This window comes from Beijerinckia indica subsp. indica ATCC 9039 (assembly GCF_000019845.1).
In the GTDB taxonomy this organism is placed as follows: Bacteria; Pseudomonadota; Alphaproteobacteria; order Rhizobiales; family Beijerinckiaceae; genus Beijerinckia; species Beijerinckia indica.
Genome location: NC_010581.1, coordinates 1,601,485 through 1,615,863, shown reverse-complemented (window position 1 = coordinate 1,615,863; position 14,379 = coordinate 1,601,485). Strand labels below are relative to the sequence as shown.

The window sequence follows — 14,379 nt, the reverse complement described above, 5'->3', positions numbered from 1 at the left end:
AAACTGCTCTCAATTTCAATAATCGTCATCATGACTGATTTCATAAATTCGTTACTGAATCAAACCTAATGTATTTCTTGCATTAAGATCATCATCATCCACAAATTTTCAATTCAAAAACATGAACTTCTTAGCAAGTCTAATTATATACTTTTTATATAAAAAAAGGTATATTATTGATGAGCAGACAGAAAATATATTTCATTTCATATTCGGTCATTGCCAGCATCATTCTTTTGATTCTACTTTCGATTTATTATCTCAATAAAAATCTCAGTGTTATATTCTCAGTCGATGATCCTTATATTCATCTCGCGTTAGCAGAAAATATCTCTCATCTGCATTACGGCATCAACGTCAACGAATTCGCTTCCCCCTCCTCTTCAATCATCTGGCCCTTTCTCATCGCTCCTTTTGCCGGCCTGAATATTGGAAGTTTTGGCGCGCTCCTGTGGAATATCATCGGCCTTGGCCTCATCTTCCACTTATGGAACCGCCTGTTTGAACGGCTGCATTTCTCGCTCGGCGTCAGTGCCGCCCTCGCCATGGCGCTGACCTTTCTCCTGAACGGTTTCGGCCTCGTTTTTACCGGCATGGAGAATACACTCCATGTCGCCGCCAGCTTGGCCGTCGTCATCGGCCTGATCGAAACCGTGGAAGACGATCGTCTTGCACCCTGGCTCATTCCCGCCGCCGTTTGTAGCGTTCTTTTGCGTTTCGAAGGTGCCGGCGTCGCCATCGCCGCTGCCTGTGCCCTTTTCATGACCGGCCATAAAAAGCCCGCCGTCGTTATCATCGCGCTGACCGCGCTCTGCCTCTTCACTTTCAGCGTCGGCCTGACGCTCCTCGGGCTGCCACCCTTGCCAAGCTCCGTGCTCGCGAAGCTGCACGAGGGGTCCTGGTTCAGAAAACTGACTTATCCGACCTTGAACATACCGTTCACCGTGATGATCATCGTCTTTTTCACTCAAAAGGATCCCCTTGCCGACCGCAAACGGCTAGCCCTGTTCACGTTCGCCTTCATCGTCGGCCTTGGTCATATTCTGGCCGGTGGATTGGGAGCCTTCAGACGTTACGAAATCTATGCGGTGACAACAGTCGTTTCCATGACGATCTATTTCCTGTTCTCGCAACCAGAACAGCGCAAGTTTGATGACCGGACGCTCATTGCGGCCTCTGTCTTGTTCGTTCTCTTCTGTTCCGTCTGCTTCGTGAGAAATACGGTTGTGACACCCTTCGCAGCCAGCGACATCTACAACCAGCAATATCAGATGGGACGATTTGCCAAGGACTATTGGCGGGAACCGATCGGGGTCAATGATCTTGGATGGACATCCTATCAGAACCCATATTACGTTCTCGATCTATGGGGTTTGGGTTCCAACGAAGCGCGCGCGGCCCGTTTCAGCGGCGATCCCGGCTGGATGCAAAAGCTCACCGCCGCGCATAAAGTCGGTCTTGCCATGGTCTATAGTTCCTGGTTCTATCCAGATATCCCACCTTCCTGGTCGCGTATCGCGGAATTGCGCGTGGCCGGCCACGAAACATCAATCTCTTTTCTCAATGTTGAATTCTATTTGACCGATCCCAAGGAGGCGGAGCACGCCTACGAAGCCCTGGCGGAATTCAAAAAAGTCCTGCCGGAGAGAGATTCTCTTGATATTTTACCTCCTGAGCGCAAAACCTGACACCTATCTCCAGCTTATCGTATAGTACCCAAAGTCAGAATATTGTCATTAGCCTATCCCTCATTAAACTAAACCAGAACCGGATCGCAGGTAGGGTCAACATTCATGCGTAGGCTGAATATTTATTTGATTTCATATTCGGTCATCGCCAGCATCATTCTCTTGATGCTTCTCTCGATTTATTATTTCAATAAAAATATGAGTGTTATATTTTCACTCGATGATCCCTATATTCACCTTGCCTTGGCGGATCATATCAAAAGCCTCCATTATGGCGTCAACAGCAACGAATTTGCCTCTCCCTCCTCCTCGATCCTTTGGCCTTTCCTTCTAGTGCCTTTCGTTGCATTGGATATGGGAAGTTTTGGCGCCTTATTCTGGAATATTCTTGGCATTATTGCCATTTTTTACTTTTGGAACCGCCTGTTCGAACGGCTTCATTTCTCGCCCGGCGTCAGTGCCTCCCTTGCCTTGGCGATGACCGTCTTGCTGAATAGTTTCGGCCTCGTCTTCACCGGTATGGAACATACGCTTCATGTCGCGGCGACCTTGGCTGTCATCGTCGGCCTCATCGAAACGGTGGAAGACGATCATCTCTCGCCGTGGCTCGTTCCCGCTGTCATTCTTGGCGTCCTGTTGCGTTTTGAAGGTGCTGGCGTTGCCGCCGCCACCGCCTGTGCGCTTTTCATGACCGGACACAAAAGGCCCGCCTTGATCATTGTGGCATTGACCGCGCTCTGCCTCGCCGCTTTCTCTCTCGGCCTGATGCTGCTTGGACTTCCGCCTTTGCCGAGCTCTGTCCTCGTGAAACTGCAGGAGGAAACGCTCCTCAGGAAACTGCTTTACCCGACCTTGAACGTTCCATTCCTCGTGATGATCATCATCTTCTTCACGCAGAAGAATCCCCTCGCCGACCGCAAACGGCTGGCGCTTTTCACCTTCGCCTTCATCGTCGGCCTCGGGCATATCATTCTCGGACGGACGGGTTGGATGCGGCGCTATGAAATCTATGCGGTGACAGTGGTCGTTGCGATGACCCTTTATTTCCTGTTCTCACAACCCGAGCAGCGCAAACTCGATAAACGTGCGATCATCGCGGGCTCGGTCTTATTCGTTGTCTTCAGCGCCATTTGTTTCGTTCGATATACACTCCTCACGCCCGCTGCCACGGCGAGTGTCTATAACCAGCAATATCAGATGGGACGATTTGCCAAAGACTATTGGAAGGCACCGATTGCCGTCAATGATCTCGGCTGGGTTGCTTATGGTAATCCGAACTATGTTCTGGATCTCTGGGGATTGAGTTCCGAAAGCGCGCGCAAGGCACGTCTTTCCGCTGAACCCGGCTGGATGGGACAATTGGTGACGGCAAAGAAGGTCGGCCTCGCCCTCATCTACGCGGCCTGGTTCAAAGATGATATTCCGCCTCACTGGACGCATATTGGCCATTTGCATTTCAATGGCCAAAGTGTCAGCATCGCCTTCCCCGATGTTGACTTCTACTTGACCGACGCCAATGAAGCGCAGCGCGCTTATCAAGCCTTGACGGAATTCAAGAAGACGCTTCCCCCCATTAACACACTCGATATTTTCCCCCTCGACGCGCCGCAACCCAAAACATGAGGCACGCACAGAGTATCAGGCACCCATTTGCGGCGGCGCCTGTCCGGCGGTTGATTTCGAAGACGTAACCAAATTCAGCAAGGAGCCTGCACGTGCAGATCGCGACTTGGAATATCAATTCCATCCGCCAGAGAACCGAGCATCTCTTGCGCTATTTGGACGAGGTCGCCCCGGATATCGTCTGTCTTCAGGAACTCAAATGCACCGACGACGCCTTTCCCTTCGCGGCGATCGAAGCCAAGGGCTATCACGCCGCCGTGCATGGACAGAAAGGGTTCAATGGCGTCGCCATCCTCTCGAAACAGCCCATCGAAGTGAAATGCGGCCTTCCTGGCGATTCCACGGATGAACATGCCCGCTATGTCGAAGGCGTGATCGACAGCGAGATCGGACGCCTGCGCATCGTGTCTCTCTATCTCCCCAACGGCAATCCGCCCGACACCGATAAATATACCTATAAGCTGGCCTGGATGGATCGGCTGATTGCCCATGCTTCAACGCTGCTCCAATGCGAGGAGCTTTTGGTGCTGGCCGGAGATTATAATGTGATCCCCATGCCAGGAGATTGCTATGATCCAGCCGTCTGGGCCACCGACGCTCTTTTTCTGCCCCCCACCCGCGCGCGTTTCCGCTCCCTGCTCAATCTCGGCTTCACCAACGCCTTGCGGGCCGTGAGCGATGAACCGGGCCTCTATACATTCTGGGACTATCAGGCTGGCGCTTGGCAGCGCAACAAGGGGATTTGTATCGATCACCTCCTGCTGTCGCCGCAAGCAGTCGATCATCTGCAACATGTGGTGATCGACAAGGAGCGGCGCGGCGAGGACAAACCCTCCGATCATGTTCCGGTCCGTGTCACCTTGGCATGACCTGGCCACGTGCATTCGCCTCGCTGATGCCCTCCTCTGCGGCAATTGGAAAACTTCCGGACGGCTTTCACTTGCCAGAGGGCACTTGGGCAGAGGGCACTTGGGCCTTTGTGTTCCGCACCTGGCTTGCCGCCTGCCTGACCCTTTTATCCTGCTTCTACCTCCAACTCGAATATCCCGCGACGGCCGTCGTCAGCACAATCATTATCGCGCAACCCGTCGCGGGCATGGCCTTGTCGAAGGCGATGTATCGTTTCGTCGGCACGATTGTCGGCGCCATCGTCGCCTTGCTCCTGACCGCAGCCTTCGCCCAGGACCGCACCATGCTGCTCGCAGCCTTTACGCTGTGGATCGGTATTTGCGCGGGCGTCGGCACGATCCTGCGCGATTTTCGTTCTTATTCTGCCGTGCTCTCCGGCTATACGGTCGCGATCATTTCGATCGCCCATATTGATGAGCCGTTGCATGTCTTTGATGCCGCCGTCGCGCGCGTCTCGGCAATCAGCATCGCCATTCTCTCGACCGCTATCGTCAATGAAATCTTCAGCCGCCATCACGCATGGTCCAACCTGTTGCGCGCCATCAAGGTAAATGTCGCGACTATCAAACTGCAACTGAGCGCGGTCTTGGACGAACAAATCGCGCCCACCGTCGAACAACGCATGGCGCTTGCCGCCGCCCTCATGCCCTTGCGCAGCCAATTGACCTATGCGGGTCCGGAACTTTCCGACGGTCCTCAACGCATGGCTGGCGCGCGCAGCGTCATCCTCGCCTTGTTCGATATGATTTCGATCAGCTTCGCTCTCACGCTCGGCTTGCGAGAATTGCCCGAGCGCCGGCCCTTCATCACGCAGGGCATTAGCATAGCCCGCAAGGCCTTGAACCGACCCTATCCGGAACAATTGCGGCTCGAACTCACCAATCTGATGCGCAAGCAACTCGAAGCGGGAGATTTGACGCTTCAGGAAGCTTTCGTTCTCGACCGGCTCGACCGCCTCTTCGAGCAATATGCCTTTCTGCGTGACGGCCTGCGGGCCATGCGTCTTGGCCACACCCCGATCCGTACCGCCGCCTTGCCGGTCCATCAAGATCCCATGACCGTCTTCCTGAATGCTCTACGGGTCGTTCTGGCGGTTGGCCTCAGCTGCTTTCTCTGCGTCTTGTCGGGCTGGCCCGGCACGTCCTTCGCCATCGTCAACACGGTTTCCTTCATCGCTCTTGGCGCTGTCAGCGACAATCCGATCCTGACCGGCCGCGCGGCCCTCATCGGCTTTCCCCTAGGCGTGTTGACGGCAGGTCTCTGCTTCTTCTTTTTGCTCCCAGCGATCAGCGGCTTTCCCTTATTGATGGTGCTGATCTTTCCCTTCGTCGCGCTCTCCTGCCTGCTCATCGCCTTGGGGCAATCGCAAATCGGCATGTTGTCGGGCGTGGTTTTCTTCCTCCTCACCGCCCCGGCCAATCCCCAGATCTACGATCCCCAGGTTTTCATCGACCATGCGGTCCTCCTGGTGTTCGGCGGCGTGACCATTTATGCGTCCCTATGGCTGGCGCTTCCTGTTTCGCTGTCGCGCCGACTGCTGCGCCTGGCCTTCGCCTTCGCCGATGATCTGCACCATACGCTCCGCGGAGAATCCGGTGTCAGCGAGGAAGATAAAGTCAGCGTGCAATATGATCGCTGGAGCCAGGTCCACCGCTATGCCACGGCGCGCCCAATGACTCTCGGGCGACGCAATCTCCTGGAGCAATTCTCCATTCTCGGCGATCTGAGCATTCTCGTCAGACGGGCTCAGGTCGCCCTGGCGCGCGCGCCCTTGACCAGTGAGCAACGCACGCAGGCCCGCGCCGCCTTGACCAGTCTGCAAATCGATCCCTTGATTCAGGCGGCGCAACATCTCCTCAGTGATGCCAAAGGGCAACGCGGATTGAATAGCCTGATGCTGCTGCGCGCCGCCGCGAGCCTCTATTGCATCACGCTTCTGCTGAAGAAGGGCCAGCCCTTTCTGCGTCATTTCAAGCTTCACGAGACTCGTGGCCATGTATCCGCGCCCGAGCGAACATCCCTTCCGCCGCCACCCATCGCCGCAATCTCGCCCACGAGTGCAAAACTGCATCCTTCTTATACCAACGGTCATAATCAATGACCGTTGGACCGCTCTTGAATTTTCACTCTCGCTTTGAAAAAGCGAAAATTCAAGAAAGGAACCAAAGGTCGTCCTTTACGACCTTTGGTATTAAGGGAAAGAGTTTGATTTCATCCTATGACAAAGGCGATCCAAGTTCTGGACCAAACGGGAGATAGGACCCTTTCATGCAGGAAGTCGTTCTGGGAGAAATTCTCGTCTCGCCCTTTATCGGCTATGTCTTTCTCGCTCTCATTGTCTTCATTCCCTTACGCATGGTGCTCCTGCGTCTGGGACTGCAACATTATGTCTGGCATCCCCGACTGGCCGAAGCCAGCCTCTATATTTGCATTCTGGCGCTCCTCCACCTCACCTTTTGAAGCCGGCCTCGCCCAATGTTCAAACGCTATCGCGAATTCGTCCGCATCGGCATCACATTCCTGCTGCTGGCCGCGGCCTGTGCCGGCCTCTATGGTCTGTTCATACATTATATGTATGCGCCTTGGACGCGTGATGGCAGGGTTCGCGTTCAAGTTGTCAATAGCGCTCCCGAAGTCTCCGGCACGATTGTCGGCATCCATGTAACCGATAACCAAAGCGTCAAGATCGGCGATCTTCTCTATGAGATCGATCCCGCCGAATATGAAATCGCGGTTGCCGGCGCGCAGGCTGAATTGGCGAGCCGCCAAGCCGATATGGCGGTGAAGGTCAGCGAGGCTGAACGGCGAGCGGCCTTGACGACGCTCAGCGCCTCCATTGAAGAAAAGCAGCAATATTCGGGAGCCGCCGCAGCCGCCAGAGCCGCCGTCAATGCGGCGCAGGCGCGGCTCGACCGGGCCAATCTGGATCTCGAACACACGAAATTGCACAGCACGGTCAACGGCTATGTCACCAATCTCTTGATGCGGCTCGGTGATTTCGCCTCGACCGGGCGCACGAACATTTCCATCGTCGACAGCGATTCATTTTGGGTGGACGGCTATTTCGAAGAGACCAAGCTCGGCAATCTCAAGCTCAACGACAAGGTCTATATCCAGCTCATGGGCTATACGGCCCTCCTGACAGGTCATATCGAAAGCTTTACCCGTGGCATCAGCACGATCAACGCAACGCCTGGAACCCAGGGCCTGCCGAATGTCGATCCCATCTACACTTGGGTGCGCCTAGCACAGCGCATCCCTGTGCGGATCCACATTGACGATATACCAGAAGGTGTTCCCCTTGCCGCCGGCATGACCTGCACGGTCTGGGTCAAACAGGAACCGCTCTGGCAGCGCATCGTCGCCTGGTTCCGCCGCCATTAACCTTTGTGAACGGACAATTCAGTTTTCTCCGCAGGTCAAGATCTGACCTATCGTTCCTGCACTCCCCAAGATGAAGGCTGCGGACAAGGATAGATTTTGTCCCTTTACTTAAGCTTCTCCACCCGTCAATGGGGACATGCGGGAAAAGACCAGTTCGCTTCTGTAGAATCCTTCCACCCGTTCACTTGGAAGGGGTGCGCCCGACTTCATCAAAGAAATCCGACTCATCAGAGCTTAATCGACTTGGTCCAGAAAATCGGCTGATGGGTGAACCCGCCAGATCGTCCAAGAGCGTCCGACTTTCAAAGTGAATCCTATCCGATGCTCTCTCTTTCTGAAAACGCATCAGACCGATCCCCAAAAGGGGGAACCACTTTTGGCTCTGACGCTCTTGTGCGAACTTTGGCCCCTCTCGTCTAGCCTACCTTCAGCTTAGATGCTTTTGGCTCCCGTCCTTCCTGCCTGTGTTTCTCACCCCGTTGTCCGTCTTGAGAGCCACTACCCCAAGCTTGAGACTTCCCAAGCCGCCACCTCTTTCAAGCCAGCCCCTCTTTGCAACAGCGAAGCTTGCCTTGACCGCAATTCGTAGCGTCCCGTCGCGGGCCATCACGTGCGGAGACTTTTTGCGGTTCTTTATCCAATTTGAATCAGGATACCAGTTCAAACAATCTACATAGACGGGAGAAAAGCACTGAAAGGTTGTATCCAGCGATAATGTACTGTACATTTGCAGGATCGTTATATGTACAGTACCTTGCGCCAGCCTGACCTCTTTCGCCTCCAACCGAGCCGGCAAGTCATCCGCCCATGGATCAGCCCTTTCACAGATTGCAGATCGCCCGCCAGCAAGCCGGGTTCGAAAGCGCGACCGAAGCGGCTCGTGCTTTCGGCTGGAACGAAAATACCTATCGCAGTCATGAGAATGGCGAGCGCGGCCTGCGTATCGCCATTGCGGAACGCTATGCCAAGGCTTTCGATGTTTCCGCCGCCTGGCTCCTGACCGGCGAGAACGAAGAAGACAGACAGGCCCCTGAGAAAGAGCCCAAATATACCGTTCGCCTCGTTGGGCGGATCGGAGCGGGCGCTGTGATCGATTCCGAGTTCGAGCAGGAACCGCCAGGCGGCTTTGATGAAGTCCAGATCCCTTATCCGGCACCCTCCGGCGCCGTGGCTTTCGAGATCGTCGGCGACAGCATGTGGCCGCGCTATGATCCGGGCGATATCGTCATTTGCTGGAAAGTCGCGCAGACCCGTACCGAGGCCGATGGGTGGGAAGCCGCCGTTCGCCTGACTGATGGCCGCCGTTATCTCAAAACCATCCGGCGCGTCAGCAAGGATCGTTTCGATCTTATCAGCCATAATGCCAGCCCCATTCATAACGTACAGATCGAATGGGCCTGTAAGGTTTTCGGCAATATCCGCGCCGGCGAATGGATGCTCCTCGAACGCAAGCCGAGCAAACCTTTCCGCCGTTTGGAGCGGTAAGCGTCCTCGCTCGGCCCTCGCTAAAACTTCTCCAGTCAATGCAATGGATTTGCTTTTGGCGGCCCGTGCCTGTCAGACGTTCCAGCTTCGCGCCAGACTGGATCATTATCCACAATTGAGGAAAGCCCGAGTCACGATCGAAAACCGTGAGATAATCCTCTTACCGAATTCCCCATGCTCGGCAATACCCACGAAACGTACAAAAAATAATTGGATCTGTACGTTTCGTGTTGACTACGTACTGTACTAAACGTACAGTACAGAAATCGAAAACGAAGTCCTTGGGGTTTGTCATGGTTGATCCGGAGATTGCCTTGATCGAAGCGCTCTATGCGCGTGCGGATGCGAAAGCAGCCGATGAACGTTTGGAAATCGATTTACTTTACGCACAGGCCGATTCCTGTCCCACGAGCGAGACAGGCTCTCCCCCATCGAACCCCCAACCCTGCGCCATTCTAGTTTTTCCGCGGACCCATGGCACGGCGCCCCAAAGGCGGGCGAACTCCGAACGAATGATCCCGAAAAAGACGCATCAATCGGGCAAGACGGCAGACAGGAAGACCTTGCCGGCCATGCCATTGGCCCGGCCGGCCGCTTCCCATCCGCATCTGTGAGAGCTGCGCGCCGACGCCCTTATTTAGGCTCTGGCAGGTTGAGCCGAATATGCAATTCCCGCAATTGCTTGGTGGTCGCCTCGGATGGTGCCCCCATCAGCAAGTCTTCCGCCTTCTGGTTCATCGGGAAGAGCGAAATCTCGCGCAAGTTCTGGACGCCCGCCAGCAACATGATGATGCGATCGACGCCCGCCGCCATGCCACCATGCGGGGGAGCCCCATATTGGAAGGCCCGGTACATGCCACCGAAACGCTCAACCACGGTTTCTTCGCCATAACCGGCAATCTCGAAAGCCTTGACCATGGCTTCGGGGCGATGGTTGCGGATACCACCCGAAGCGATCTCATAGCCGTTGCAGGCAATGTCATATTGGAAGGCTTTGATGGTCAATGGGTCCTGCGTCTGCAAGGCCTCAAGCCCGCCCTGCGGCATGGAGAAAGGATTATGGGAAAAATCGACCGTTTTATCGTCCTCATTCCACTCATACATCGGGAAATCGACGATCCAGCACAATTCGAAGACGCCGGTTTTCGAAAGGCCCAGCTCATGACCGATCCGTAAACGCGCCGCGCCGGCGAGCTTGGCGGCTTTTTCCTCGATATCGCAGGCGAAGAAGACCGCATCACCAGCCTTGAGATCTGCCCGCGTGACGATTGCCGCCTGGACTTCTGCGGGAAGAAATTTAGCAATCGGTCCCTTGCCAACGGGGGCTTCGTCCGATCCCTCGAAAATAACATAGCCGAGACCCGCCGCACCTTCTGACTTTGCCCAATCGTTCAGCTTGTCGAAGAAACTGCGCGGTTGACTAGCGGCCCCCGTCGCGGGAATGGCGCGTACGACACCGCCCTTCTTGATGACATTCTTGAAGGCATTGAAGCTGACGTCGTCGCGCGCGAACAGATCCGTCACATCGGCGATGACCAAGGGATTGCGGAGATCAGGCTTGTCCGAACCATATTTGAGCATGGCTTCCGCATAGGGAATGCGCGGGAAAGTCTGCGTGACGGGCTGGCCATTGCCGAATTCCTCGAAAGCGCCCCGGATCACGGGTTCCATCGCCGCGAAGACATCTTCCTGAGTAATAAAGCTCATCTCGACGTCGAGCTGATAGAATTCGCCGGGCAAGCGGTCGGCGCGCGGATCCTCGTCGCGGAAACAGGGCGCGATCTGGAAATAACGATCGAAGCCGGCCATCATCAGCAATTGCTTATATTGCTGCGGCGCCTGCGGCAGCGCGTAAAATTTGCCGGCATGAATGCGCGAGGGCACCAGAAAATCGCGCGCCCCCTCAGGGCTTGAAGCGGTGAGGATCGGAGTCTGGAATTCGAAAAAGCCCTGCTCTTTCATACGGCGCCGGAGGCTGTCGATGACCTGCCCACGCAACATAATGTTTTTATGCAACTTTTCCCGGCGGAGGTCGAGAAAGCGATATTTCAGCCGGATGTCTTCTGGATAATCGATATCGCCGAACACCGGCATGGGCAGTTCGGCTGCCGCCCCCAAAACCTCGATCTCGGTGACATAGATCTCGATGAAACCGGTCGGCATTTCAGGATTTTCGGTGCCACTTGGCCTTTTACGCACGAGTCCGTCGATTCGCACGACCCATTCTGAGCGCAATTTTTCCGCGAGCGGAAAAGCCTTGGAATCGGGATCAACCACGCATTGGGTGATGCCGTAATGATCGCGCAGATCGATGAACAAGACGCCGCCATGATCCCGGATGCGATGGCACCAGCCCGAAAGGCGTGTCGTCTCGTCGGCTTGGGCCTCGCGCAAATCGCCGCAAGTATGGGTACGGTAGCGGTGCATCATCTCATCACGATCAGGATTCAGGAAAAACCAAGGCCCATGGGCCGTTTCAGCGGGGGAGAACCGCATGTGGCAAGACATCTGTCAAGGCCGTCTTCCAAGCATGGAAAGTAGCGCACGCGCAAGCAACCCAAACGCACGCCTCCGAAACTCCCCCCTAAAAGACCTTTATACGGGTCTTGGATAGGCTCGGAAAACCATTTTCCCACCCGGCCGCGCTTGGACCCGATCAAAGCGAGACGTTCATTCTCCCCCAAAAGGACGGCCATTCGGTCCCACCCAGCAGCTCAGAGGCAAGTTCGCGCTTTCTCGCATCAAGGTCGAGCATCTTTTCACAGCGTGACCCAAAAGTCAGCTCCGAGCGCGATGCCTCATCATCATCAGGCGACTTCCCTCCAGCGATGGAGCGGAGTTACGGGACAAAATCCTGAATGCTGCAATCAGATCCTCGCACGGAGGATCAAAAACAAGAACACCTCATAATCCACCGGCCGCGAGCGCCATCCAAATTGAGGGCTCGTGGGGACAGAAAGCGATGTGACAGAAAATAAAACCCCAAGATAAACCTATACATTAAAAATGCAGTCGGCTTACATTTTCTGATTGCTCAAGAGTGACGACACTTGACAGTTCATCTACACTCTTTTGAGAATCAATGTCTTCTTCGCACGTCTATTTCATTCTTCGCTAACCTATTGTGCCATGGAAAGGTTCTTGGGAACCGCTCCTCGTCTTGTCTCAACACATTCCTGAAACAGGTCTGAACCCATGGGTCTATTTGGTATTCTTCTCGCTCTTGCCTTCTTGATTGCTTTGGCATTTCGCGGTTGGAGCGTGCTCGTGCTCGCTCCTATCGCCGCGATCATCGCCGCGGCCTTTTCGGGCGAGCCCCTGCTCGCGCATTGGACACAGACCTTCATGGTCAGCGCCGCTGGCTTCGTGGCACAGTTCTTTCCGATTTTCTTGCTCGGCGCCATATTCGGCAAACTCATGGAAGACAGCGGTTCGGTCACCTCGATCGCAGATTTCATGACTCACAAACTTGGCCCGAGCCGCGCCATTCTTGCGGTCGTCCTCGCCGGTGCTCTCGTCACCTATGGCGGTGTCAGCCTGTTTGTCGCCTTTTTCGTCCTCGCCCCCATGGCGCATGCCTTGTTTCAGTCGGCAGCCATCCCGCGCCGTCTGATGCCAGCCACCATCGCCCTCGGCACATCCACCTTCACAATGTCCGCCATGCCCGGCACACCGGCGATCCAGAATGCCATTCCCATGCCGTTTTTCGGGACGACGCCCTTCGCTGCTCCTGGGCTTGGTATCATCGCCTCAGCGATCATGCTCGGATTTGGGCTCTGGTGGCTGCATCGCTCCGAGGCCAAAGCACGCCGCGCGGGCGAGGGCTATGACGGTACAACGCGCAGCAATGCCGAAGTGGCGGCGCAGGATGAAATCATCCGTGAGCGCGCGACCACGTCGCAGGCTTTCGATCCCGCCGAGATCAGCCACGGCAAGGTCAGTGTCACGAAACCGTCGATTGTCTTTGCCGCCCTGCCGCTCGTGGTCGTCATTGTCGTCAATCTTATCATGTCCATGTTTGTCTTGCCGAATCTGGACGTTTCCTATCTCTCCGAAGAGCGTTTCGGATCAACGACACTCGCAGCCGTGGGTGGTGTTTGGGCTGTCGTGGTGGCTCTGGCCGCTGCCATTATCACGCTGGTTGCCGTGAATTATCGTCACTTGCCGACGCTCCGTGCGACCATCGACGCCGGCGCCAATGCCTCCGTTCTTCCCGCTCTCAGCGTCGCGAGCCTGGTTGGCTTTGGTGTAGTCGTCGCCGCCATGCCAGCCTTCAACATGGTGCGGGAATGGGTGCTTGGCATCGAAGGGGGCCCATTGGTTTCGCTGGCAGTGGCAACCAATGTGCTCGCTTCACTGACCGGATCAGCCTCCGGCGGTATGACGATCGCGCTCGATGCCCTCGGCGATACTTATATGCGTCTCGCCGCTGAACAAGGTATCAACCCTGATCTCCTACATCGCGTCGCCGTAATCGGCGCGGGAACGCTCGATAGCCTGCCTCATAATGGCGCCGTCGTGACAATGCTGGCCGTATGCGGTTCCACCCATAAAGAGGCCTATTTGGATATTGTCATGGTCGCCATTGTCGGCGCCGTTCTCGCCCTTGTAGCCGTCATCGGTATCGGATCCGTGGTCGGTTCGTTCTGAGAAGAAGAAAGAAACGTAAACGGGGATGATTTGGATAGCGCCACGCTCCTCTGTCACGAGGGCTGGCGTTTTCTTTCATAAGCACACTTGTTCGAAATGTGGAAATTTAACGTTAAAACAAAAAGATAGAGAGCATTTTCTGGTCCCATAGAACCAGAAAATGCTCTCGTTATCCATTGAATTCATGAAACCGGAAAATCGCTTAAAAGATTACAATTCCTTCAAGCTGGCGAGTTGTGGGTCAGACATCGACGGTACAAATTCCACGATCTGGTATTCAGCGATTTGTTCTTTGTAAAATGGATCGAGGCGAATGATGTGTTCGATCTCTGCCTTTGTCGGTCCCTTGGCGAGTATCACGCCGCCTGTGCGAGGTTCTTGTCGTCCTGACAAGAGGAAATGGCCAGAAGCGTAATAACGCTCCAAGAATTCTCGATGTTCGCCAACAAAACGGTCAACTTCCGCAAGTGGCTTGGTGTAATGTAATAAAACGACGAACATTTCGATGGAGCCCCTGAAGCATCAAACCAAAGCGGACGGTCCCTTTTCCAGAATTTTATGCAATTATAAAGACTTGTAAAATCACTCATACGTTCAATTCAACGAGCAATGCTAAATGCATCAGCCCCAAAGTGGATAC

11 protein-coding genes are annotated in these 14,379 nt (G+C 54.9%); 9 read left to right on the top strand and 2 right to left on the bottom strand.

Going from position 1 to position 14,379, the window contains the following annotated elements; all coding sequences use genetic code 11:
- Positions 1 to 236: 236 nt before the first annotated feature.
- The 8 genes from BIND_RS07130 to BIND_RS07090 all read left to right on the top strand — a co-directional run bounded on the left by BIND_RS07130 (position 237) and on the right by BIND_RS07090 (position 9,703).
- Positions 237 to 1,688, top strand: coding sequence for a hypothetical protein (locus BIND_RS07130; protein ID WP_244395979.1), 1,452 nt, complete (start codon positions 237 to 239; stop codon positions 1,686 to 1,688).
- A gap of 198 nt (positions 1,689 to 1,886) precedes the next feature.
- Positions 1,887 to 3,311 carry a hypothetical protein gene (locus BIND_RS07125; RefSeq protein ID WP_244395978.1) on the top strand — a complete coding sequence of 475 codons (1,425 nt, stop codon included), beginning with the start codon at positions 1,887 to 1,889 and terminating at the stop codon, positions 3,309 to 3,311.
- 92 nt (positions 3,312 to 3,403) lie between these two features.
- Positions 3,404 to 4,180 carry an exodeoxyribonuclease III gene (xth, locus tag BIND_RS07120; protein ID WP_012384399.1) on the top strand — a complete coding sequence of 259 codons (777 nt, stop codon included), beginning with the start codon at positions 3,404 to 3,406 and terminating at the stop codon, positions 4,178 to 4,180.
- Positions 4,181 to 4,251: 71 nt separating this feature from the next.
- Positions 4,252 to 6,321: an FUSC family protein gene (locus tag BIND_RS07115; protein ID WP_158304363.1), complete on the top strand. Its 2,070-nt coding sequence runs from the start codon at positions 4,252 to 4,254 to the stop codon at positions 6,319 to 6,321.
- A 167-nt stretch (positions 6,322 to 6,488) separates the two neighbouring features.
- Positions 6,489 to 6,680: a DUF1656 domain-containing protein gene (locus BIND_RS07110; protein WP_012384397.1), complete on the top strand. Its 192-nt coding sequence runs from the start codon at positions 6,489 to 6,491 to the stop codon at positions 6,678 to 6,680.
- Between the two features lie 15 nt (positions 6,681 to 6,695).
- On the top strand, positions 6,696 to 7,604 hold the full coding sequence (locus BIND_RS07105; protein ID WP_012384396.1) for an HlyD family secretion protein: 909 nt from the start codon (positions 6,696 to 6,698) through the stop codon (positions 7,602 to 7,604).
- An 807-nt stretch (positions 7,605 to 8,411) separates the two neighbouring features.
- Positions 8,412 to 9,089, top strand: a complete 678-nt coding sequence (locus BIND_RS20070) for an XRE family transcriptional regulator (RefSeq protein WP_012384395.1) — start codon at positions 8,412 to 8,414, stop codon at positions 9,087 to 9,089.
- 293 nt (positions 9,090 to 9,382) lie between these two features.
- Positions 9,383 to 9,703, top strand: a complete 321-nt coding sequence (locus BIND_RS07090; RefSeq protein WP_012384394.1) for a hypothetical protein — start codon at positions 9,383 to 9,385, stop codon at positions 9,701 to 9,703.
- A 19-nt stretch (positions 9,704 to 9,722) separates the two neighbouring features.
- Here the strand turns inward: BIND_RS07090 and aspS are convergent, their stop codons facing one another.
- Entirely contained in the window at positions 9,723 to 11,516 is a 1,794-nt protein-coding gene (gene aspS / locus BIND_RS07085; RefSeq protein WP_012384393.1) for an aspartate--tRNA ligase, read from the bottom strand.
- Between the two features lie 768 nt (positions 11,517 to 12,284).
- Here aspS and BIND_RS07080 point away from each other — a divergent pair.
- Complete coding sequence (locus tag BIND_RS07080) at positions 12,285 to 13,739, top strand: GntP family permease (protein WP_012384392.1); 1,455 nt, start codon at positions 12,285 to 12,287, stop codon at positions 13,737 to 13,739.
- 210 nt (positions 13,740 to 13,949) lie between these two features.
- Here BIND_RS07080 and BIND_RS07075 read toward each other — a convergent pair whose 3' ends face one another.
- Complete coding sequence (locus BIND_RS07075; RefSeq protein ID WP_012384391.1) at positions 13,950 to 14,240, bottom strand: YciI family protein; 291 nt, start codon at positions 14,238 to 14,240, stop codon at positions 13,950 to 13,952.
- Positions 14,241 to 14,379: the final 139 nt, after the last annotated feature.